Source organism: Rhodanobacter sp. BL-MT-08 (assembly GCF_054161255.1).
This window is the reverse complement of sequence record NZ_CP167872.1, coordinates 932136-950929: the sequence shown is the minus strand read 5'-3', so window position 1 is coordinate 950929 and position 18794 is coordinate 932136. Positions and strand designations below refer to the sequence as shown.

Genomic DNA, 18794 nt, shown 5'->3' with positions numbered 1-18794 from the left:
TCAGCGGTCGCTGCGGCCGGCGAGCTCAGGCATCACTCGCCCGCCGCCAGCTGATCGAGCGCCTGGCGCAGCTGCGCAAGCGCGGCGTCGCAGGTCGGCTCGTCGCGATAGTCGGCGGAACTCGCCACCGGCTCGCCGTCTAGCGCAAGCACGACGCGCAGCGCATCGATCTGCAGCACCACGCCGTCGGTGCCGGCCGTCTTGATCCGCTTTTGCAATGCGCCGGCCGCCTTGGGGTCGGCGAACGGCACCGACAGCAGCAGCTCGTCACCGTCGGCCGAAAACAGGCGAAAGCGGAAGCTGCCGTCGGCATCGCGGAAGCTGGCAAAACGCGGTGCCTTGCTCAACTTGGCGGCGGTCCTGGCCTGCGTAGGTTTCATCGGTGAGCTAGTGGCCGAACGCAGCCCCAGCGCATCGCGCAAGGCCGCAATTTTCGGCGTAGCTATCGAACGCGCCTTGATCGCCCCTTCCTGAAGAATGCGTTCGATACCCGCCGGATCGGCGATCAACGCCTCGTAGCGCTCGCGCATCGGCGCCACGTCCCGCTCGACCCGCTCGTACAGCGCCTGCTTCGCGTCGCCCCAGCCCAGGCCGTCTAGCAGGGACTGGCGAAACGACTTTGCCTCGTCCTCGCCCGCAAACGCGCGAAAGATAGTGAACAGCGCCGAGTTGTCCGCATCCTTCGGCTCGCCCGGCAGGCGGGAGTCGGTGACGATGCGCATGATGGTTTCGCGCAGCTGCTTTTTGCCGCCGGCAAACAGCGGAATCGTGTTGTCATAACTCTTCGACATCTTGCGGCCATCGAGGCCGGGCAAGGTGGCCACCTGCTCCTCGATCAGCGCCTCCGGCAGCACGAAGAACTCGCGGCCGTGGAGATGGTTGAAGCGCTGGCCGAGATCGCGCGCCATCTCGATATGCTGAATCTGATCGCGACCCACCGGCACCTTGTGCGCATCGAACGCCAGGATATCCGCGGCCATCAGCACCGGATACATGTAGAGGCCGGCGTTGATGCCGGCATCGGCGTCTTCGCCGGTCTCCGCATTGCGATCCACCGCCGCCTTGTAGGCATGCGCGCGGTTGAGCATGCCCTTGGCCGCGATGCAGGTGAGGAACCAGGTCAGCTCCGGGATTTCCGGAATGTCCGACTGCCGATAAAAGGTGACGCGCTGCGGATCGAGCCCGGCGGCCAGCCAGGTCGCGGCAATCTCCAGCCGCGAGCGCTCGATCCGATCGGCATCACCGCTTTTGATCAGCGCGTGGTAGTCGGCCATGAAATAGAACGCGTCGACGTCATCGCGCTTGCTGGCTTGCACCGCGGGGCGAATCGCGCCGACGTAATTGCCCAGATGCGGTGTGCCGGTGGTGGTGATGCCGGTCAGTACACGAGTCTGCATGGTGTTCGCTTGTGGATAATCGAATGGAAACGCGTAGATTCAAGCATCAGCGAATCAGCGTGGATTTGCCGAACAGCGACTCGACCAGATCGACCGCCAGCTTGGCCGTCTGGTTGCGCTTGTCGTACGCCGGGTTGAGTTCGACGATGTCCAGCGAGGCCAGTCGGCCGGTGTCGGCAATCATCTCCATGCACAGCTGGGCCTCGCGATAATTCGGGCCGCCGCGCACCGTGGTGCCCACGCCGGGCGCAATGCTGGGATCCAGAAAATCCACGTCGAAGCTCACGTGCAGGTGCGTGTTTTCGTCGATATCCGCCAGCGCTTCTTCCATCGTGCGCTTCATGCCGACCTCGTCGATATGGCGCATGTCGTACACGCCCACGCTGGCTTCGCGCACCAGCTTTTTCTCCGCCGCGTCGACCGAACGGATGCCGATCTGGCGGAACACGTCGGGTTTGGTCGCTGGCTTGGTGCCGCCCAGATGGGTAAGCGCATCGGGCCCGTTGCCGCACAGGCAGGCCACCGGCATCCCGTGGATATTCCCCGACGGCGTGGCCAGCGCGGTGTTGAAATCGGTATGCGCATCGAGCCACAGCACGCGCAGCTTTTTGCCCTGATCTTCGCAGTACCGCGCAATCGCGGAAATGGAACCGATGGCAAGGCAGTGATCGCCACCCAGCATGATCGGCAGATGTCCGGCCTGAAGCTCTTCATGTACGGCCGTATAGACGGCCATATTCCAAGCCACCACTTCATCCAGATGCCGATAGCCATCGCTTGGCGGCTGCCATGGATTGAGCGGCCCCTGCAGGTTGCCACGATCGATCACGTTGAGGCCACAGCGTTTCAGTCGGGCAAAAAGGTTCGCGACGCGCAGCGCTTCGGGCCCCATTGACGCACCGCGGTGTCCTGCGCCAATGTCGGTCGGTACGCCGATCAGTGAAACGGTCTTCGTGCTCATAGCCTGTATACCTGAGTTCTGGTGATCGAATGCGCCAGCGTGAGCTACGCAGAAGCCGGTGGTGACGTCTTTGCCCGAGCGGCAGAGCCAAGCATGCACCGCGCCGTCCAATACCTTGCCGCAGCAGCGGCGTGGGGAGTTGTCGCAGCGGCGCCGACTGTAGGCCCATAATTCTAACGGATCGCCGGCAGCATCGCCCTGCAGGACCGGCGGGCGCGCGTTTCTGACTTGGCGCGCGACCCGGCGTCGGCTCATGCCCCGGTTTGTTCGGATCGCCGGCATCCGATTATTTGTCCAGCCATCACAAACTCTTTCCAGCCGCTGGGTTTTCATGCCGTATCTGATCGCGCGCAAACAGGACTACCTATGAAGTTTCATCATGTGTCACACGCTCTCATTGCCACGCTTTTGCTCGGCGCGGCATCTGCGGCAATGGCCCAGTCGGACGCCACCGGCGACGCGAAAAGCAGCCTCAGTGCCGCGGACACGGTATTCATCGAAAACGCGGCAAAAGGCGGCATGGCCGAAGTGCAGATGGGCAAGACGGCGCTCGACAAATCGAACGACGACAAGGTGAAGGCGCTGGCACAGCGGATCGTCGATGACCACACCAAGGCAGACGCGGCACTTAAGACGCTGGCGGAAAGCAAGAAAGTGAGTTTTCCGTCCGACCCGGCAAAGGACGCGCAGAAAGAAGACCAGAAGCTGCAGTCGATGGCACCGGCCGGATTCGATCAGGCGTGGTCCAAGGCCATGGTCAAGGACCATCAGGACGCGATCAAGCTGTTTACCGCCGAAGGCAAGTCCACCAAGGACACCGACATCCAGCAGTTCGTCAAAACCCAGCTGCCGACGTTGAAATCACATCTCCAAGCAGCCCAGCGGCTTGCCGCCGTGCCGGACGCGCGCGATCAGGCGATGGATCAGGCCTCGAAATCGATGATCAGCACCATGGACAGCACGCCGGCAACGGCCTCGACGGCAGCCTCCCCGACGACGACGTCTGCGACGGTGAAAGCGGCGCCGACAACAGCACCAACAGCGCCCGCGGCAACATCCGGCGCCAAGCACTGAAAGCAGCGGGCTGGCCGTGACGGTCTACGTCGACAGCTTGCACAACTATGGCTGGGTGGTGCGTGGCGAGGTCACGCCAAGCTGTCACATGTTTTCCGACGAGATCGACCTTTTCGAACTGCACGCCATCGCCGCACGGATCGGCATGCGCAGGGAGTGGTTTCAAGACAAGCTTGCAGCACCGCACTATGACCTCGGGCCGGATTTTCGCGAAGCGGCGATCCATGCGGGCGCGGTGGCCGTCGATCGACGCCGCGCCGCGCTGATCTGGCGGGCGCGCAGGGCGCTGCTGAAAACCGAAGGTGACTCGACCGCTGTGCGCCCCTCGCAAACCTCATGAACTGGTCTGGTGAAACAGCAGGATGGCGCCGGTCTGCCTGCCCTGGGTATCGGTCAGCGGCATGGCGTCGCCCACTGCCGTGACACCGGATCCGTCGGGACGGCGGATCCGCCATTTCGCACCCAGCACGGTTTCGCCGAACACGGCCGCGCGCGCGAGCGGTAGATCGGTCGACGGAAACGGGCGGCCGTCCTCGGTAAACAATCCGTGCATCGGGCTGTAGTCATCCGGTTGCACGCCCATGATGAGCCGACCGTGCATCGCAACGGCTACCGCGTTGGCGAAAACGATGCGCCCGGTTTCGTCCACGACGATGGCGCCTTCGGCAAGCAGCTCAAGATCCGCCGCGGCGCGCTCATCGAACGTCCAGGGAGAATCGCGAAATTTCAGATGAGGATTGATGGTCATGTCGGCGAAAGTGGTGCAAGCCTGCGGCGTTCCCTTGACATGGCAACCATACGCCTGTTTCAGCCGAGGCTGCGCATGACCGCAGGCCGAGCACATCGTTGCTCCCGCTCAAGGCATCCGGTTGATCGCGCCGGCGGCCATCCTCGCCGTATGCCCGCCTTGGCAAAAATCTTGCTTCACAACGCTATCTAAAATTGACGGGCACATGGAATGTTGAAGTATGTCGGCCTCTCGGTGTGCCTGTGCCTGTTGGCCCTGGGGTTGAATCGTGCACTTGCGGATCAGGGCACTCAGCGGCACTCGCCCGACAAAAGCGCGCACAGCGTCACAAATGGCTCCAATGCGCCCGCCAGAAAACCGAAAGAGACGGGGTGGTGGAAATTCTAGAAATCTTTCATCGAGCGCCCGAACGAGCAACACCGAGGTCCATGGCGCACTGCTTTGATGTTCTTACGACTGACGAGACTAGCCATGTACAAGATTCGAAAAGAACTGCATTCGGCAATCCATCGGCCCGCGCCCAAAAGTCGCCGCGAACTGACCACGTTGCTGGCGCGCTTGGGTGAGTCCATGCCGCAACTGATGGCCGACCACCCGGAAAGCGCGGATTTCATGCCGCTGTTTGCCGACAAAGCCGACACGATTGCCCGTCGGGCAGACGCAGCAGACGGCCCGCGGCTGATGGACAGAATCGAGGCCCTGCTGGAAAACAACGGCATACGAAACGAGGAATACCTGCCGCCGCACGATTTGTTTCCCGCCTAGACCAGGGTTGTCATGACATTCGAAGGCGCTCGCCTGACGCCAGGCGTTATGTTCGACAAGGGAGCACTCGGTGGATCGCAGACCCCTGGCGAGACAAGTCTTTAGGGGATGGTGTGGCGCCGGCGGATAGGAAGACAGAGCTCAATGAAAGGCTGCGTTCGCGCATCGGCTTTCGGATAGCCGCGACGCCGTCGGCGAGATTCGACGGGAGGTCTGCCCCCGCCCTAATGGCCCGCCGCATGCTGCACCACGGCCTGCGGCCGCGGCAGGGCGTTGCCAGCGCCGGCACTGCCCGCGCTGCGCTGCAGCCAATGCTTGGACTGGTCCAGCAATTGATGCCTGCCGAAGCACCATTCGCAACCGCCGGAGTCCTTGCGTCCTGGCGCCAGCGCCGAAGCGTCTTTTCTGCCGCACTGTGGACAGTCCGCGTTGGCCAGCATTTGCGTGGTCTGGGCGAAAAGCTCGATCGGGTTCAAAACGGACATGAGGCACTCCAGGGAGATAGGCGTGAAATCGGCGGCCGCTTGCGGTTGGATATACGCACAAGCGCAACCGGCGGATTCAACAACGTCGTTTCCTGCCGCGATCTCATCACAGGCGGCTCGCGCAAAAGCTGAAAGCCGCCGCGCACAGGCATAGCAATTGCCGTACCAATGCCGCGCCCAACATCTCACAGCTCGTCGCCCACCTACCGTCGAGAAACGTCGCCCATGAAAAACCCGCATCACTGCGGGCTTTTGATTTTCCTGGTCGCACCCGGCATCACATCGTGCCCGGCAAAGCCATCTCCTGTGCCATTTTAGCAACGAGACTTTGTGCGGATGCCCCCAAAGTTGCCCCTAAACGGTAACTGCTGCCTCGCGCTATGGCCGAGTCTTGTCCGCCGTTCTGCCAGCTGGGCGCGTATAGTCTATGTGACGAAAGCTTCAAAAACCTGACTGGCGAGGACGCTTTATGAGCACCATATCCGAGCATGCAAAGGGCGGTGGTGACCCGCCAGAGGCCGCTTTAGTCGTGGAGGACAACGCACTTGTTGCTGAAACGATTGCCGATGGTCTAACGGCCATGGGTTGCGAATCGGTCGAATGCGTCGCTTCAGTGAGAGCGGCTTTGAACGCCGTTGCTCACCATGATGTTGATATTGCCGTAGTTGAAACGGATGTTCGAGGACAGTCCACAGAACCTGTGCTCGACGCTCTGGACGCGAAGGATGTCGCTCACGTCATTGCATCGCATGACGCATGCAATCGTCTCCCCGGAAACGCGCCGTACCTGCAAAAGCCTTTTGGGTTCGTCGAGCTGAGGGATGCCGTGAGTCAGGCGCAACAGCTGGCGTCCATTCGCTCGTGGAATCCGGTGCGCTAACCCTCTGCCCTTGGCTCGCCTGCCTCATCAAACTATGCGATTCGTTGGTCCCTGCTCGCACTGCATCGCAATTAAGTCCGAGCGCGCGCGCGTGATGTGTCTCAACCCATGGTCACCTGCCTCGCGCGCGTGCGCGCAGCGGGAACTTTGCCACGCCTGCTTCCGCCTTTAGAACCTCACAAAACCCAACGGATTGCAATGGACTGGGTTGCATTACTTCAGACACAAAAAAGGCCGGAAACCCTGTATTCGCTAGGTTAACCGGCCTGTACTGGATCACTTCAGACGCTTACTTGGTGCCGGCACCCGGATTCGAACTGGGGACCTACTGATTACAAATCAGTTGCTCTACCAACTGAGCTATGCCGGCGGGGAGCGCGATTCTAGCAGTCGCGTCGCGCTGGCTCCAAGCGGATGATTCGAGTTGGATAACTTCGAGCCGCTGATCGACGCGATGCGGGTGAATCAAAAGCAGCTGGTGCTGTGCGAACTGACGCCGCTGGCGCGGACGCGGCTGCGCCATTCGAAGCGCGGACTGTTGTTGGCGACCAGATCGAGCCAGTACTCGGGCACGGTTTCGCTGCGCTCGCTCAGCCGGGCCGGAAAGCCGGCCGCGACGACCTCGTCGCGACGCTTGCGCGCGTTGGCCGGGTCCTTGAACAGGCCCAGCGAAACGGTATTGGGCTGATCACCACCGCTGACCACGAAGTAATCCTTGATGTTGCGTGCGCCAAGCTGGCGGGCCAGTTCCAGCGCCTGCGCGTGGCTGCTGGTGGCAGGCAGATAGACCCAGAAACCGTTGAGCTGCGTGGTCTGTTCCTGACGCGAGCGCATGCGCGTGACCTGTGCACCCAGCGCCTGGCGGGCGTTGCGCAGATCCTGCGGGGTGGCGAATGGGCCCAGCGCGAGGCAGATTTGCGGCACCGGTTGCGCCGGGCGCGCCGGCGTGACGCTTACCGGCGCAGCGGGCGCGGGCGCCGAGACGGGCGCCGCGGTTGCGACGGACGCCCCGACGCCGGGCGCAGCAACCGTCGCAGCCGTCTGGGGCATTTCCGACAGCAGGCGCAACTCGCGCACGCCGGGATCGACGGCATTGCCGTTGTGCGCATAGGGCTGGCCAAGCAGCAGCCACGCGCCCACCGCAATATTGAGTGCCATCAAAAGGACAAACAGCAGACGCAACAACATCGAATTCCCCGTGCCGGACGGCAGCCCATTCTAGATCGACGAAGCGCTGAGCGAGGCGATCTACTTGGACGCACCGTTCTGCGTATTGGCCCATACCGCCAGGCCGCGCAGTACGCCGTCGCGTGTCATCTGCGCCGGCAAGGCCAGCAGCGCCTGCAGCTCGGCGGCGTCGCCACCGCCCAGGATCAGCGTGGCCGAATCGCCCAGCGATGGCGCCACGCGGGCAGCGAAGCGCTCGATCAAGGCCGCAGCAGCCTGCCAGCAGCCCGATGTCACCGCGTCGGCGGTGTTGTCGGCCAGATCGAAGATCCCGCCCGCCCGTTCCGGTCGCACGCGCGCGGTCGCGCCGACCAGCGACCGCTGCATCAGCAGCGGTCCGGGCGCAATCAGGCCACCGAGATGGCGGCCGTCGGCCGCCAGCGCGTCGAGCGTGAGCGCCGTACCCGCGCTGGCGACCACGCACGGTGCGTAACCGTCGGCATAGGCAGCCACCATCGCCAGAAACCGGTCCACGCCCAGCCGCTCCGGCTCGGCGTAGGCGTTGCGCACGCCGCACGCGCTCGCCGGCGTGCGCAGCCAGATCGGTTCGCGCGCGAACAGGCGGGCGATGACGGCGCCGACCTCGGCCTCGCGCGACGCATCAACCACCGAGGCGGCGACGATCATCGCCGGCGCCGGCAGACCGATCAGGGCCGACTCAAGCTGCGCAGCAAACCCTTCCTGCCAGTCCAGCGCGCCCTGCGCCAGCCAGCCGTCCGGCTGCAGCATCAGCGCCCACTTCATGCGGGTGTTGCCGAGATCGAGCAGCAGCCTCATGCGCGACGCACCGTAACTTCGGCACTGTCGACCGGACGCAGGCTGCCATCGCGCACTCGTACCTGCAGTGCGCCGCGCGCGTCGACGCCGGCACCCACGCCCTCGAAGGAACCGAGCGCGCCGCTGATCTGCAGAAAGTGATCTTTCAGCAGGTCGTGCCGGGCGTATTCGTCGACGAAGCCGGCAAAGCCGTCGCGCTCGAACTGCTGCAGGCCATCGACAAGGTCGGCGATCAGCGTAGCGGCGACGCGGTTGCGATCCGGCGGGTCGTCGTTCGTGAGACTGGCCAGATCGCTAGCCGGCTGGCCGGCCTGCTCGCGCAGTGCCGGCGTGAGCCGCAGGTTGAGGCCGATCCCGACCACCGCCGCGCAAGGCCCCTGATATTCGCCGCTGAGCTCGACGAGAATGCCGCCGAGCTTGCCCTCCGCAGCCAGTATGTCGTTCGGCCATTTCAGACCGGTTCCCGCCATGCCCAGCGTTTCCAGCGTTCGCATCACGATCACTCCGATGGCAAGGGACAGGCCGCCAAGCGCGGCAAAACCCTGATCGAATCGCTTGAGGCAGGACAGATAAAGATTCAGTCCCGGCGGCGACAGCCACTGCCGACCCCGCCGACCGCGGCCGGCACTCTGCGTTTCTGCCAGCAACACGCTGAAATCGGGGGCGCCGGTGCCGCGACGCTGCAATTCGCTGGAGGTGGAGTCCAGTTCCCAGTGCACTTCGAGCGCGCCCAGCCTCTGGGCCACCGGCGAAGATAAGGCGGCACGTATTACGTCGACATCCAGCATCTGCAGCGGCCACGGCAGGCAATAACCTGTCGCGCCGCGCGCTTCGATCGGCACGCCGCGCGCGCGCAGCGCCTCGATCTGCTTCCAGATCGCGGCCCGCGTGACGCCGGTTCTGGCGGCCAGACCGGCGCCGGAAATCGGCTCGCCCGCGGCGAGCGCAGCCAGCAGCTGATGCGGCTGCATCAGCGCGGCCCGCCGGCAGACTGGCGCAGGCCCGAGGCGCAGCGGCGAAAAGATGCGAGGGGAAAAATGAACATTCGCCCAGTTTAGCCCGGCTCAGCCTCCTCGCCGATGCCTACGTCGCGCGGCGCGAGCGCAGCACTGGCAAGCCAGCGCGGTTTCTGACAGGATCGGCGCTTGCCTCGCGAGTCTAGGGAGTTCGATTGCCATGCGCGTCAAACATTGGCTCATCGGTTGCGCCATCTGTTTTGCCGGCATCGGCGGCGCCGCAGCGACCAGTGTGGACAGCCGCGAACTCGACGGCTCGCTGCACGGAGCCGCCGACAGCAGCAGCACACGCGACTCGGGCAACAGCAGCGAACCGGGTGCCAGCGAAACTCCACCGGCTCGCGACAGCACGACGCACGGCAGCGAGTTGCGCAAGGGCGCGTCCGGTGGCGGCAGTACGCAGGACCACTCGGGCATCGACGTGACGCCACCGGCGCATGTCCAGCAAACCCATCTTGGCTGGCAGTCCCTGTTGCCCGGGTCGATCCAGTAAGCGGTCCGGATCATGGCCGGGCGCTGGTGGCAATCGCTGCGGGCTCGGCTCGAACCACTGCCGATTGCCGATGCGTTGTGGCGGCGCGCACTGTTCGGTTGCCCGCTCGCACGCGGGCTTGATGCGGAGCGCCAGCAGCGCCTGCGCCGCCTGGCGGCGATGTTTCTCGCACGCAAACGGTTTCACGCCCTGGCCGGCGCCGTGCTGGACGACTACTGGCGACTGCTGATCGCAATGCAGGCCTGTCTGCCTGCCCTGCAGCAGGGTGCCGGCAGCCTGCGCGGCTGGCGTGATGTGCTGATCTATCCCGGTGAGTTCAAGGTGCGCGGCACGCAGCACGCCTGCCACAGCAGCGTGGTCGACATCCATGGCGACACGCGCAGCGTGGACAGCTGGGAGCACGGCCCGCTGGTGCTGTCGCTGGCCGATGTGCAGCTGGATCTGGAACAGCCGTGGGATGGTTACAACGTCGTGCTGCACGAGATGGCGCACAAGCTGGATATGCTCGACGGACCGCCCGACGGCATGCCGCCGCTGGTGGATATCTCGCGCCGACGCTGGGTCGAACAGTTCGATCGGGCGTTTCGCCGCCTCGCGAGTTCACCGCCGCGCGATGACGGCAATCCGATCGATCGCCGCGCCGCTGAAAACGCCAGCGAATATTTTGCGGTCGTCACCGAGCTGCACTACTCGCAGCCCTCGCTGCTGCGCGGCGCGGAGCCGGCCATAGCCCATCTGCTCGAAGCATTCTACGGACCGTCGCCCGCGATCTGGGCCGAGATGTCGAATGCCGTTCGCGTGTTGAGGAAGCCGGCAAAGCGTTAGCCGAGCAGTACATCAGAGGTGCAGGCGGGACAAACGCCTCGATCGGCCCGATTCGATCCGTCAGGCCGGCGTGAGGCTGACACTGAAGCGCGCGCCGCCGAGCTCGGGCGAACGGTCCACCAGCAGCTCGCCCTGATAGGCGTGCACGATGTCCTGCACGATGGACAGACCGATGCCGTGGCCCTGCACGCGCTCGTCGCCGCGCACGCCACGCTGCAGGATTTTCTCGATCTTGTCCTCGGCGATGCCGGGGCCGTCGTCTTCCACGCTCAGCCACAGGCCCGTGCGCTGGCGCGCCGTGGTGGCCTGCGACTTCACTACTAGCAGCACGCGGTGGCCGGCCCACTTGAACGCGTTTTCGAGCAGGTTGCCCATCAGTTCCAGCAGGTCGCCCTGCTCACCGTAAAACACCGCGCGCTCGTCGATGTCGAATTCGCACAGAACGTTCTTGGCCGCGTATACCTTTTCCAGACTCTGCACCAGATCCTCGGCGTGGCCTGCGATCGGCACCGCGCTGGCAAACGTCTGCCGGCCAGACGTGGCGGCGCGCGACAGCTGGTAGGCGACCAGGTCGTCCATCCGCCGTACCTGATCGAGCACGCTGCTGCGGCGCGAGGCGTCATCGAGCACGGGGGATTCCAGCTGCGAACGGATCACTGCCAGCGGCGTCTTCAGGCTGTGCGCCAGATCGGCCAGCGTATGCCGATAGCGCGTGCGCTGCTCGCGCTCGTTGTCGATGAATACGTTGATACGCTCGGTCAGGCTGGTGAGCTCCAGCGGATACTGGCTGTCCAGATGCTCCGAATCGCCGCGCTCCACCCGCGTCATGTCGCTGGCCACCTTGCGCAGCGGTGTGAGGCTCCAGCGCAGCAGGAGAAACTGAAGCACAATCAGCATCACGCCGAGTATCGACAGCCACGCGAACAGGGTGCGACGGTAGCCGGCGCTGTCACCCTCGAGCTGATCCTCGGTCTGCGCCACGGTCACCGTCAGCCGCACGGATTTCTTCTCCACCGTGTCCAGCGCCACGCCGTAGCTGTAATAGTACAGGCGGCCCATGCGGGTATCGACAGGCCCCACCAGCCCCGTGCTTTCGCCGGGCTCCAGCGGTTTGAGAAAGCTGAAGTCGCGGCCGATGGCCGACGACGACTCCCAGCGATAATCGTCGTCGCCCAGGGCCACGGCATAGAGGCCGGAACCCGGCCGGGAAAAATTCGGATTGGGCAGCGTGTCCGGCGGAAGCAGCTTGCCGAAGCGGTTGACGTCGAAGTTGGTGATCAGCGCAATGGTGTCGTTCTGCAGCCGCTCCTGCAGGGCGCTCAGGGACCGGCTCTGGTTGGCCTTGGAAAGCGTCAGGCCAACCAGTCCGAGAAAGCCGGCGAGCACAAATCCGGTGGCGATCGCCGCACGCGCCGCCAGTGACAGCGGCTGGCGCGGCGGCACGGGATTACTCGTCGTCGCCGTCGGTGCGCGGGATGGCAAAGCGGTATCCGCGTCCACGAACCGTCTCGATGGGTTTGAGGGTGCCTTCCGGATCGAGCTTGCGCCGCAGGCGGCCGATGAACACTTCGAGCACGTTGGAGTCGCGGTCGAAATCCTGCTGGTAGATGTGCTCGGTGAGGTCGGCCTTGGAGACCAGCTCGCCGGCGTGCAGCATCAGGTATTCCAGCACCTTGTATTCGTAGCTGGTGAGGTCGACCAGCTTGCCCTCCACCGTGACCGTCTGCGCGGTGGTGTCGAGCTTGATCATGCCGCAGGCGAGGATCGGCTTGGACCAGCCGCTGGCCCGGCGCACCAGCGCGTTGATGCGGGCGAGCAGCTCTTCGACGTGGAAGGGTTTGACCAGGTAGTCGTCGGCGCCGTACTTCAGGCCCTCGACCTTGTCCTGCCAGCTGCCGCGCGCGGTGAGAATCAGGATCGGATAGCGCTGGCCGTCCTCGCGCAGCGCCTTGACCAGATCCATGCCGGACATCTTCGGCAGGCCCAGATCGATGATCGCCAGATCGAACGGCACTTCGCGGCCAAGATAGATGCCTTCCTCGCCGTCCTGCGCCGCGTCGACGGCAAAACCGTCGCGCTTCAGGCGAGCCGCCAGAGTCTCGCGCAACGGCGCTTCGTCCTCCACCAACAGGATGCGCATCAGTGTCTCTCCTTACTGCCCGGATTTCGGCCGGGCGGGTTCTTGATCGATGGTGTGAAAACCGGTGTAGTCATGGGGCCCCTGTTTGCCTCGGACGGTACCGCCATTACCCGCACGTGGCCCTGCGGCGTAAGCACCTTGATGCGGTATTCGGTCCGTCGTCCGACGTGGTGCGGCTCGGCAGAAAGCACCTTGCCGCCTGTCTCCTGCTGCACCTTCAGCACAGCCTGATCCATCGTCACGTCCGGCGCGCCGGCCTGCGCCGACGCCGTCGTGGCCATGCCAAAACTGCACAATGCAAACAGAGCGGTGGTGAAGAATTTGTGGGTTGCCATACGTACACTTTCCGACCGGCAGTTGCCGGCGCGTTCAGATTAGGCAATCCGGGCTGAATACTGACCTCACGAAAGGCGGCTGTCACGCCGCAACCGAACACGGCGCGATCGCCCTCTCGATCAGATCCCAGTCCGCTCCGGGCAAATGCGCGCCTTCGCTGATCGTGCGGCGAAACGCCCGCGCGCCCGGCTCACCCTGATAAAGCCCCAGTAGATGCCGGCTGATGTGTTTCAGGGCGGTACCGCGGGCCAGTTCGGCTTCCACGTAGGGGCGCAGCTGGCGCAGCACCTCATCGCGTGCGGGCAGCCGCTCGCCGTACAACGCCGTCTCGACGGCGGCCAGCAGGTACGGATCGTGATAGGCGGCGCGGCCCAGCATCACCCCGTCGACCTGTTCAAGATGCGCGCGAACCTGCGCGACCGTGCTGATGCCCCCGTTGATCACCACCGTCAGCTCGGGGAATTCACGCTTGAGCCGGTACACGCGTTCGTAGTCCAGCGGCGGAATCTCGCGGTTTTCTTTCGGCGACAGGCCCTGCAGCCAGGCCTTGCGTGCGTGCACGGTCATCACCTCGACGCCCGCCGCGAGCATCGTCTCGGTGAAGTGCTGCAGGCCGGCGTAGTCGTCCTGGTCGTCGACACCGATACGGCATTTCACCGTCACCGGCACATCGACCGCATCGCGCATCGCCTTCATGCAATCGCCTACCAGGGCCGGCTCGCGCATCAGGCAGGCGCCGAAGCGGCCGGACTGCACCCGGTCGGACGGACAGCCGACGTTGAGGTTGATCTCGTCGTAGCCGGCCTGCGCGCCGTCGCGCGCCGCCTGCGCCAGCTCGTGCGGATCGCTGCCGCCGAGCTGCAGGGCGACCGGGTGCTCCTGCTGGCTGTGTTCGAGCAAACGAAGCTGGCGGCCGCGCACCAGCGCCGCGCTGGTCAACATCTCGGTATAGAGCCGCGCCCGCGGCGACAGCAGCCGGTGGAAATAGCGGCAGTGCCGATCGGTCCAGTCCATCATCGGCGCCACGCAGACACGCCACGGCGTGCGCGCGGATTCGGCGTAGACAGTGTCAGCGGCGGCAAGTGAGTCGGTCATCACCGGCTATTGTCCCGGATTGACGTCCTCGAGGGGAGCTTCGGTTTCGGCCGCCCTGGCTTTCTTCAGCAATCGCAGCGAACCGATGCGCAGTCCAGCCCCCGGCAGTGCGGCCAAGGCGGCGGCCACTCTCAGTTCCACGCTGTAAAAGGCCACTGACGCGAACATTATGGCGACGAAAAAGTCCTGCATCAGCCAGGCCAGCGCGCGCGGGCGCGCGACGTCGGGCGCGAGTCTGGCGATGAGTGCGGCATAGCTCCAGTTCGCCGCCAGGCACAGGTAGGTCACCATCAGTGCCAGGGAGTAAACCAGCATGCCCATCGAATGCGCTTCACCCTCGCCTTCGAGCATCTGCCGGATCACGACCGGCATCAGCGAAACCAGGCTCAGCAGCAGCAGGCTGATCAGCGTCGTCGTTGTATCGACGCGGCGCAGGTGTGCCAGCGCCGATCAATGGCGTACCCACACGCCGGCGATGATGGCAAAGCTGACGAAATAGGTCGCCAGCGGCAATGCCCACATTTTTGCCAGGCTTGCGCCGGGCAAGGGCTCCGGCTTCAGCTCCACGGCCGACAAGGTCATCGCAATCGCGAATACGCCATCGGACAGCATCACCAGCCGCTCGAAATGACGTTGGTGGACGTGGTGTCCCGGTACCGGTTTGGGCATGTCTGCTTCCATTCGAGAGTCCCCGGCGTCGATGGCCTGCATGATGCGCCAAGATACCCCAGCATGGCGGCTGCTTCACGCGGCAGAGCGCATCATCGATCGCGTAAAATATTCCAGGCCATCGCGTTTCGGCAGCCCAAGTTTCGGCAGCTTATGACGTCGCGAGCAGCCAATCCCAGTCGAGCCGCCTCGCGGCCATCGACCAACAGCATTCCAAATGAGACAACCTTACCCATGGTGGCAATGGCATCCGAGCGCGTGATTGACGTGCATCACTGGAACAATTCGCTCTTCAGTTTCCGCACCACGCGCGATCCCGGCTTCCGTTTCGACAGCGGCCAGTTCGTGATGATGGGGCTGGAGGTGGATGGCCGCCCGCTGATGCGGGCGTATTCCATCGCCAGCGCGAACTACGAGGAGCATCTGGAATTCTTCTCGATCAAGGTGCCCAACGGCCCGCTTACCTCCCGCCTGCAGCACCTGCGGCCCGGAGACCCTGTGCTGGTCAGCCGCAAGCCAACCGGCACGCTGGTGCTGAACGACCTCAAGCCCGGCCGCCATCTGTATCTGCTGGGCACCGGCACAGGTCTGGCGCCGTTTCTGAGCCTGGTACGCGACCCGGAAACCTACGAGCGTTTCGACAAGATCGTGCTGGCCCACGGCGTACGTAATATCGCCGACCTGGCCTATGGCGAGTATCTCGAACACGAGCTGCCGCAGCATGAATACCTTGGTCCGCTGGTGCGCGAGAAGCTCATCTATTATCCCAGTGTCACGCGCGAACCGTTTCGCAACCGCGGCCGCATCACCGACGCGATCGCCGACGGCCTGATGAGCCAGACCATCGGCCTGCCGCCGCTGGATCCGGCGATCGACCGCATCATGCTGTGCGGCAGCCCGGCCATGCTGGACGATCTTTCCACCCTGCTCGACGGCCGCGGCTTTCATGTATCGCCGCGCACGCGCGAGCCGGGCGACTACGTGATCGAACGGGCCTTCGTCGAAAAATGAGCGTCGACCTCACGACCTTGGCGCGACGGTAAAGGACCTTATCGCATGGATATAGCGCTCTACCTGCTAGCCGCCGCGCTGATCGTCGGCGGATTGATCGGCTCGGTGATTCCCGCGCTGCCCGGCCTGCCGATGATCTTCGGCGGCATCTGGCTCACGGCTGCGGTGGACGACTACCGGCACCTCGGGCTGTGGTGGCTGCTGATCATCGGTAGTCTCGCCGCCGCAGGCGTGATCCTGGAATTTGTCGCCAGCACGCTGGGCGCCAAACGCATCGGCGCGAGCCGGCAGGCAATGTGGGGCGCGAGCATCGGTACGCTGGCCGGCATGTTTCTCGGCATTCCCGGGTTGCTGCTGGGGCCGTTCATCGGCGCCCTGCTCGGCGAACTGGCCTCGGGCAATAGCGTGCTGCGCTCGGCCCACGTCGGCGTCGGCACGTGGATCGGCCTGCTCTTCGGCACGCTGATGAAGCTGGTGATCTCGTTCGTCATGGTGGGCCTGTTCGCGCTGGCCTGGTGGTTCGCCTAGGCAGCGCGCCTGCCGGCAGGTTCAGGCCGGATCGGGGATCACGTACAAAAGCACCGCCAGAAAATGCAGCACGCTTCCGGTGAGCACGCACAGGTGCCACAGCGAGTGGTGATACGGCAGCTTGCGCCACAGGTAGAACGGCACCCCCAGCGTGTAGGCCAGACCGCCGGCAATCAGCAGCGCGGTGCCGCCGCTCTGCAGGTAGGCGCTCAGGGGTTTGAAGGCAATCATGCCGATCCAGCCCATGCCGACATACAGCAACACGGCAAATTTCCGGTACCGCTTGAGCAGCCCCACTTCCAGCGCACTGCCCAGCAGCGCCATCGCCCACACCGCAACGAACAGGCTCCAACCCCACGCGCCCGGCAGCGCGATCAGCGTGAAGGGCGTATAGGTGCCGGCGATCAGCAGAAAGATCGCGATGTGATCCAGCGTACGCAGCGTCGGCTTGGCCTTCGCCACGGGAATCGAGTGATACAGCGTGGAAGCCGTGTAAAGGAGAATCAGCGTGCTGCCGTAGACCGCGCTGGCCGCGACCACCTGCGCATTGCCATGGCGAGCCGCGAAGGCCACCAGAATCGCCAGACCCGCGATGCTCAGCACGATGCCGATGCCGTGAATCACGCTGCTGGCCAGCTCGTCACCGAAGCTGTAGCGCGGACCCGCGATGGGCGATGTGAGGTTCATCCAGTCTCCTGAAATGGACGTCCAGCCGTCCACTTGAAAAACGGCGATGAGCTCACTTGCGCCGCCGCACACGATGAGCATACGCTGCAATTGCTGCAGCGCAATACCCGGCACGCCGGGCTGTGGCACTGCCGCGCCAACCCACACTGCCGTCAGGAGGTCGCCCATGTCTTCCGCAAGTCTGGCCCACGCTCGTCATACCCCGCAGCATGCCACCCACCCCGACACGATCCGGATCACCGCCCTCAGTGCCGCCATGGCGCTGAACCTGGCCGTGCTCCTGATCGCCACCCGTCCCGTGGGCGCACCTGCCGTGCCGCGGCTGGCGACGCCGGCAGCGGCCACGCTGATCCGCTGGATCAGCCCTCCTGCCGCCGTGCCACCGCCGCCCGCCATCGAGCTCAAACCGCTGCCGCATCCGCACAGGGTTGTGGCTCAAAGCCCCCGAAAGCTCACCCCGCTGGCGCTGCCGCCGGTTGTGCCGACAACCGAAGGCCAGCGTGCCGCCCCACCGATAGCGCCACCGAGCATCGTGCCTACCGCCGCGACGCCGCAGATGCCAGCGACGACCGGCCAGCCGGTCGAGGCGAGCCTGGCTTACCGGTCATCGCCGCTGCAGTTCCCGGTGCAGGCCATGCGCGAACACATGCACGGCACGGTACTGCTGCGAGTACTGGTCGACGAGACCGGCAAGCCGCTCGACGTGGTGATCGAACGAAGCAGCGGATATGCGCTGCTCGACCACAGCGCACGGCAGCAGGTGCTGTCATCGTGGCGATTCCAGCCAGCGATGGTCGACGGAAAAGTCGTGCGGGCCTGGGCACGTGTGCCGGTGAGCTTTGATCTGCGCCAGCAGTGAGGGGTGAGGCGTACCGGTTACCGGTCTCCGCTGACCGGTACGCTTTGGCGCGAAGCCCTGACCACCAGCACCCAGGCCGATCAACATTCGCAGCAACCGAAACGGCACCGACGCCGTCTGCTTGGCGTGCCGGACAAACGTGAAAACGGCCCCGGAAAAGGACCGCCTCCGGCTTACGCGTCTTTAACGACTCGCATGGTCCACTGCAAAACAGTCGTTCAGCCAGGCTCCGCGCATGGGGAAATATCTGCACACATTGAAGACCTTGCGCGGAATCGCGCTCGAGCAGGGTGCCGCCGCGCAGCCGGATCTGGCGCTGATGGCGCGCGACATCGGCCGCGTCGTGCACCAGGATGCCGACGCACTGACCACGCGTTTCGCGCCGCTGCGGGCGCGCCGTCACGGCTTCGACCGCTGGCTGGTGGCCGAACGCAGCAATCCCGCCATCAGCGTGCTGGTGATGGCGTGGCCGCCGAACCACATCACGCCGGTGCACGACCATGGCGGGCTGTGGGGGCTGGAGGTCACCCTGCTCGGCGCGCTGGAAGTGCAGTCGTACGACCTCGACCCGCAGACGGGCGACTTGCGCGAACTCGGTCGCGACTGGCTCGGGCCCGGCGACGGCACCTGGTTCGAGGGCGGGGACGGCCACGCGCACCGCTGCCGCAATTTATCCCAGCGCGATACGGCGCTGACGCTTCACGTGTATGGGGGCGATCTGGCACAGTACTTCGCTTACGAGAAGGCTGAGCCGGAAGCAGGTTGGGTGGCGAAGCTGCAGCGTGCGGCCGTCACCGGTCAACTCAGCTGACCTCCACCGC

Annotated in this window: 24 protein-coding genes and 1 tRNA gene; 10 read left to right on the top strand and 15 right to left on the bottom strand. The window is 64.6% G+C overall.

What is annotated here, in order from left to right; genetic code table 11:
- Positions 1-32: 32 nt before the first annotated feature.
- Together ACDK93_RS03980 and rocF are read right to left on the bottom strand one after the other, a co-directional pair.
- The gene (locus ACDK93_RS03980) at positions 33-1397 is read right to left on the bottom strand and encodes a tryptophan--tRNA ligase (RefSeq protein ID WP_458071297.1); all 1365 of its coding nucleotides are present in this window, start codon (positions 1395-1397) and stop codon (positions 33-35) included.
- A 46-nt stretch (positions 1398-1443) separates the two neighbouring features.
- Positions 1444-2358 (bottom strand): arginase, encoded by a 915-nt coding sequence (gene rocF, locus ACDK93_RS03975; protein ID WP_458071296.1) that lies wholly within the window; start codon positions 2356-2358, stop codon positions 1444-1446.
- A 366-nt stretch (positions 2359-2724) separates the two neighbouring features.
- On the opposite strand from rocF, the gene ACDK93_RS03970 reads away from it, so the two are divergent.
- Together ACDK93_RS03970 and ACDK93_RS03965 are read left to right on the top strand one after the other, a co-directional pair.
- Positions 2725-3432, top strand: coding sequence for a DUF4142 domain-containing protein (locus tag ACDK93_RS03970; protein WP_458071295.1), 708 nt, complete (start codon positions 2725-2727; stop codon positions 3430-3432).
- Between the two features lie 16 nt (positions 3433-3448).
- Positions 3449-3772 (top strand): DUF4031 domain-containing protein, encoded by a 324-nt coding sequence (locus tag ACDK93_RS03965; protein WP_458071293.1) that lies wholly within the window; start codon positions 3449-3451, stop codon positions 3770-3772.
- Here the strand turns inward: ACDK93_RS03965 and ACDK93_RS03960 are convergent.
- Positions 3767-4180 (bottom strand): PAS domain-containing protein, encoded by a 414-nt coding sequence (locus ACDK93_RS03960; protein ID WP_458071292.1) that lies wholly within the window; start codon positions 4178-4180, stop codon positions 3767-3769. The genes ACDK93_RS03965 and ACDK93_RS03960 overlap by 6 nt on opposite strands.
- Positions 4181-4651: 471 nt before the next feature.
- On the opposite strand from ACDK93_RS03960, the gene ACDK93_RS03955 reads away from it, so the two are divergent.
- A complete protein-coding gene (locus ACDK93_RS03955; RefSeq protein ID WP_458071291.1) occupies positions 4652-4945 on the top strand; it encodes a hypothetical protein in 294 nt (97 codons plus the stop codon).
- A gap of 224 nt (positions 4946-5169) precedes the next feature.
- Here ACDK93_RS03955 and ACDK93_RS03950 read toward each other — a convergent pair whose 3' ends face one another.
- Positions 5170-5430, bottom strand: a complete 261-nt coding sequence (locus ACDK93_RS03950) for a hypothetical protein (protein WP_458071290.1) — start codon at positions 5428-5430, stop codon at positions 5170-5172.
- Positions 5431-5899: 469 nt separating this feature from the next.
- Between ACDK93_RS03950 and ACDK93_RS03945 the strand changes: the two genes are divergently transcribed.
- Positions 5900-6310: a response regulator gene (locus ACDK93_RS03945; RefSeq protein ID WP_458071289.1), complete on the top strand. Its 411-nt coding sequence runs from the start codon at positions 5900-5902 to the stop codon at positions 6308-6310.
- A 294-nt stretch (positions 6311-6604) separates the two neighbouring features.
- On the opposite strand, the gene ACDK93_RS03940 is transcribed toward ACDK93_RS03945, so the two are convergent.
- The 4 genes from ACDK93_RS03940 to ACDK93_RS03925 all read right to left on the bottom strand — a co-directional run bounded on the left by ACDK93_RS03940 (position 6605) and on the right by ACDK93_RS03925 (position 9285).
- Positions 6605-6680, bottom strand: a tRNA-Thr gene (locus ACDK93_RS03940).
- Positions 6681-6775: 95 nt separating this feature from the next.
- The gene (locus ACDK93_RS03935; protein ID WP_458071288.1) at positions 6776-7498 is read right to left on the bottom strand and encodes an SPOR domain-containing protein; all 723 of its coding nucleotides are present in this window, start codon (positions 7496-7498) and stop codon (positions 6776-6778) included.
- Positions 7499-7558: 60 nt separating this feature from the next.
- A complete protein-coding gene (locus ACDK93_RS03930) occupies positions 7559-8314 on the bottom strand; it encodes a type III pantothenate kinase (RefSeq protein WP_458071287.1) in 756 nt (251 codons plus the stop codon).
- The gene (locus ACDK93_RS03925) at positions 8311-9285 is read right to left on the bottom strand and encodes a biotin--[acetyl-CoA-carboxylase] ligase (protein WP_458071286.1); all 975 of its coding nucleotides are present in this window, start codon (positions 9283-9285) and stop codon (positions 8311-8313) included. The genes ACDK93_RS03930 and ACDK93_RS03925 overlap by 4 nt, the downstream gene beginning before the upstream one ends.
- Before the next feature lie 205 nt (positions 9286-9490).
- Here ACDK93_RS03925 and ACDK93_RS03920 point away from each other — a divergent pair, with 205 nt between their 5' ends.
- Positions 9491-9823 carry a hypothetical protein gene (locus ACDK93_RS03920; protein ID WP_458071285.1) on the top strand — a complete coding sequence of 111 codons (333 nt, stop codon included), beginning with the start codon at positions 9491-9493 and terminating at the stop codon, positions 9821-9823.
- Between the two features lie 12 nt (positions 9824-9835).
- Positions 9836-10648 carry a M90 family metallopeptidase gene (locus ACDK93_RS03915; protein ID WP_458071284.1) on the top strand — a complete coding sequence of 271 codons (813 nt, stop codon included), beginning with the start codon at positions 9836-9838 and terminating at the stop codon, positions 10646-10648.
- Positions 10649-10708: 60 nt separating this feature from the next.
- Here ACDK93_RS03915 and ACDK93_RS03910 read toward each other — a convergent pair whose 3' ends face one another.
- The 6 genes from ACDK93_RS03910 to ACDK93_RS03885 all read right to left on the bottom strand — a co-directional run bounded on the left by ACDK93_RS03910 (position 10709) and on the right by ACDK93_RS03885 (position 14888).
- Positions 10709-12130, bottom strand: a complete 1422-nt coding sequence (locus ACDK93_RS03910; protein ID WP_458072332.1) for an ATP-binding protein — start codon at positions 12128-12130, stop codon at positions 10709-10711.
- Positions 12096-12788 (bottom strand): response regulator transcription factor, encoded by a 693-nt coding sequence (locus tag ACDK93_RS03905; RefSeq protein WP_179481254.1) that lies wholly within the window; start codon positions 12786-12788, stop codon positions 12096-12098. Before ACDK93_RS03905 ends, ACDK93_RS03910 begins: the two co-directional genes overlap by 35 nt.
- Positions 12788-13123 carry a PepSY domain-containing protein gene (locus ACDK93_RS03900; RefSeq protein ID WP_458071283.1) on the bottom strand — a complete coding sequence of 112 codons (336 nt, stop codon included), beginning with the start codon at positions 13121-13123 and terminating at the stop codon, positions 12788-12790. The genes ACDK93_RS03905 and ACDK93_RS03900 overlap by 1 nt, the downstream gene beginning before the upstream one ends.
- Positions 13124-13205: 82 nt before the next feature.
- Positions 13206-14219, bottom strand: coding sequence for a tRNA dihydrouridine(20/20a) synthase DusA (gene dusA / locus ACDK93_RS03895; protein ID WP_458071282.1), 1014 nt, complete (start codon positions 14217-14219; stop codon positions 13206-13208).
- Between the two features lie 6 nt (positions 14220-14225).
- A complete protein-coding gene (locus tag ACDK93_RS03890; RefSeq protein WP_458071281.1) occupies positions 14226-14591 on the bottom strand; it encodes a hypothetical protein in 366 nt (121 codons plus the stop codon).
- A 78-nt stretch (positions 14592-14669) separates the two neighbouring features.
- Positions 14670-14888: a TMEM175 family protein gene (locus ACDK93_RS03885; RefSeq protein ID WP_458071280.1), complete on the bottom strand. Its 219-nt coding sequence runs from the start codon at positions 14886-14888 to the stop codon at positions 14670-14672.
- Between the two features lie 234 nt (positions 14889-15122).
- On the opposite strand from ACDK93_RS03885, the gene ACDK93_RS03880 reads away from it, so the two are divergent.
- Together ACDK93_RS03880 and ACDK93_RS03875 are read left to right on the top strand one after the other, a co-directional pair.
- A complete protein-coding gene (locus ACDK93_RS03880; protein ID WP_458071279.1) occupies positions 15123-15899 on the top strand; it encodes a ferredoxin--NADP reductase in 777 nt (258 codons plus the stop codon).
- A gap of 45 nt (positions 15900-15944) precedes the next feature.
- Positions 15945-16427, top strand: coding sequence for a DUF456 domain-containing protein (locus ACDK93_RS03875; protein ID WP_458071278.1), 483 nt, complete (start codon positions 15945-15947; stop codon positions 16425-16427).
- Between the two features lie 21 nt (positions 16428-16448).
- Here ACDK93_RS03875 and trhA read toward each other — a convergent pair whose 3' ends face one another.
- Positions 16449-17114: a PAQR family membrane homeostasis protein TrhA gene (gene trhA, locus ACDK93_RS03870; RefSeq protein ID WP_458071277.1), complete on the bottom strand. Its 666-nt coding sequence runs from the start codon at positions 17112-17114 to the stop codon at positions 16449-16451.
- A 166-nt stretch (positions 17115-17280) separates the two neighbouring features.
- Between trhA and ACDK93_RS03865 the strand changes: the two genes are divergently transcribed.
- Together ACDK93_RS03865 and ACDK93_RS03860 are read left to right on the top strand one after the other, a co-directional pair.
- Positions 17281-17973, top strand: a complete 693-nt coding sequence (locus ACDK93_RS03865) for a TonB family protein (protein ID WP_458071276.1) — start codon at positions 17281-17283, stop codon at positions 17971-17973.
- Between the two features lie 235 nt (positions 17974-18208).
- Positions 18209-18784, top strand: a complete 576-nt coding sequence (locus ACDK93_RS03860) for a cysteine dioxygenase (RefSeq protein WP_458071275.1) — start codon at positions 18209-18211, stop codon at positions 18782-18784.
- Positions 18785-18794: the final 10 nt, after the last annotated feature.

What these genes read in the sequence shown, in the direction of transcription:
- ACDK93_RS03960 (WP_458071292.1), bottom strand. Translation starts at nt 4,180, where the DNA reads ATGACCATCAATCCTCATCTGAAATTTCGCGATTCTCCCTGGACGTTC.
- ACDK93_RS03920 (WP_458071285.1), top strand. Translation starts at nt 9,491, where the DNA reads ATGCGCGTCAAACATTGGCTCATCGGTTGCGCCATCTGTTTTGCCGGC.
- ACDK93_RS03890 (WP_458071281.1), bottom strand. Translation starts at nt 14,591, where the DNA reads ATGCCGGTCGTGATCCGGCAGATGCTCGAAGGCGAGGGTGAAGCGCAT.
- ACDK93_RS03950 (WP_458071290.1), bottom strand. Translation starts at nt 5,430, where the DNA reads ATGTCCGTTTTGAACCCGATCGAGCTTTTCGCCCAGACCACGCAAATG.
- ACDK93_RS03880 (WP_458071279.1), top strand. Translation starts at nt 15,123, where the DNA reads ATGGTGGCAATGGCATCCGAGCGCGTGATTGACGTGCATCACTGGAAC.
- ACDK93_RS03885 (WP_458071280.1), bottom strand. Translation starts at nt 14,888, where the DNA reads ATGCCCAAACCGGTACCGGGACACCACGTCCACCAACGTCATTTCGAG.
- dusA (WP_458071282.1), bottom strand. Translation starts at nt 14,219, where the DNA reads ATGACCGACTCACTTGCCGCCGCTGACACTGTCTACGCCGAATCCGCG.
- ACDK93_RS03955 (WP_458071291.1), top strand. Translation starts at nt 4,652, where the DNA reads ATGTACAAGATTCGAAAAGAACTGCATTCGGCAATCCATCGGCCCGCG.
- ACDK93_RS03860 (WP_458071275.1), top strand. Translation starts at nt 18,209, where the DNA reads ATGGGGAAATATCTGCACACATTGAAGACCTTGCGCGGAATCGCGCTC.
- rocF (WP_458071296.1), bottom strand. Translation starts at nt 2,358, where the DNA reads ATGAGCACGAAGACCGTTTCACTGATCGGCGTACCGACCGACATTGGC.
- ACDK93_RS03930 (WP_458071287.1), bottom strand. Translation starts at nt 8,314, where the DNA reads ATGAGGCTGCTGCTCGATCTCGGCAACACCCGCATGAAGTGGGCGCTG.
- ACDK93_RS03925 (WP_458071286.1), bottom strand. Translation starts at nt 9,285, where the DNA reads ATGCAGCCGCATCAGCTGCTGGCTGCGCTCGCCGCGGGCGAGCCGATT.
- ACDK93_RS03915 (WP_458071284.1), top strand. Translation starts at nt 9,836, where the DNA reads ATGGCCGGGCGCTGGTGGCAATCGCTGCGGGCTCGGCTCGAACCACTG.
- ACDK93_RS03945 (WP_458071289.1), top strand. Translation starts at nt 5,900, where the DNA reads ATGAGCACCATATCCGAGCATGCAAAGGGCGGTGGTGACCCGCCAGAG.
- ACDK93_RS03980 (WP_458071297.1), bottom strand. Translation starts at nt 1,397, where the DNA reads ATGCAGACTCGTGTACTGACCGGCATCACCACCACCGGCACACCGCAT.
- ACDK93_RS03935 (WP_458071288.1), bottom strand. Translation starts at nt 7,498, where the DNA reads ATGTTGTTGCGTCTGCTGTTTGTCCTTTTGATGGCACTCAATATTGCG.
- ACDK93_RS03865 (WP_458071276.1), top strand. Translation starts at nt 17,281, where the DNA reads ATGTCTTCCGCAAGTCTGGCCCACGCTCGTCATACCCCGCAGCATGCC.
- ACDK93_RS03875 (WP_458071278.1), top strand. Translation starts at nt 15,945, where the DNA reads ATGGATATAGCGCTCTACCTGCTAGCCGCCGCGCTGATCGTCGGCGGA.
- trhA (WP_458071277.1), bottom strand. Translation starts at nt 17,114, where the DNA reads ATGAACCTCACATCGCCCATCGCGGGTCCGCGCTACAGCTTCGGTGAC.
- ACDK93_RS03905 (WP_179481254.1), bottom strand. Translation starts at nt 12,788, where the DNA reads ATGCGCATCCTGTTGGTGGAGGACGAAGCGCCGTTGCGCGAGACTCTG.
- ACDK93_RS03970 (WP_458071295.1), top strand. Translation starts at nt 2,725, where the DNA reads ATGAAGTTTCATCATGTGTCACACGCTCTCATTGCCACGCTTTTGCTC.
- ACDK93_RS03900 (WP_458071283.1), bottom strand. Translation starts at nt 13,123, where the DNA reads ATGGCAACCCACAAATTCTTCACCACCGCTCTGTTTGCATTGTGCAGT.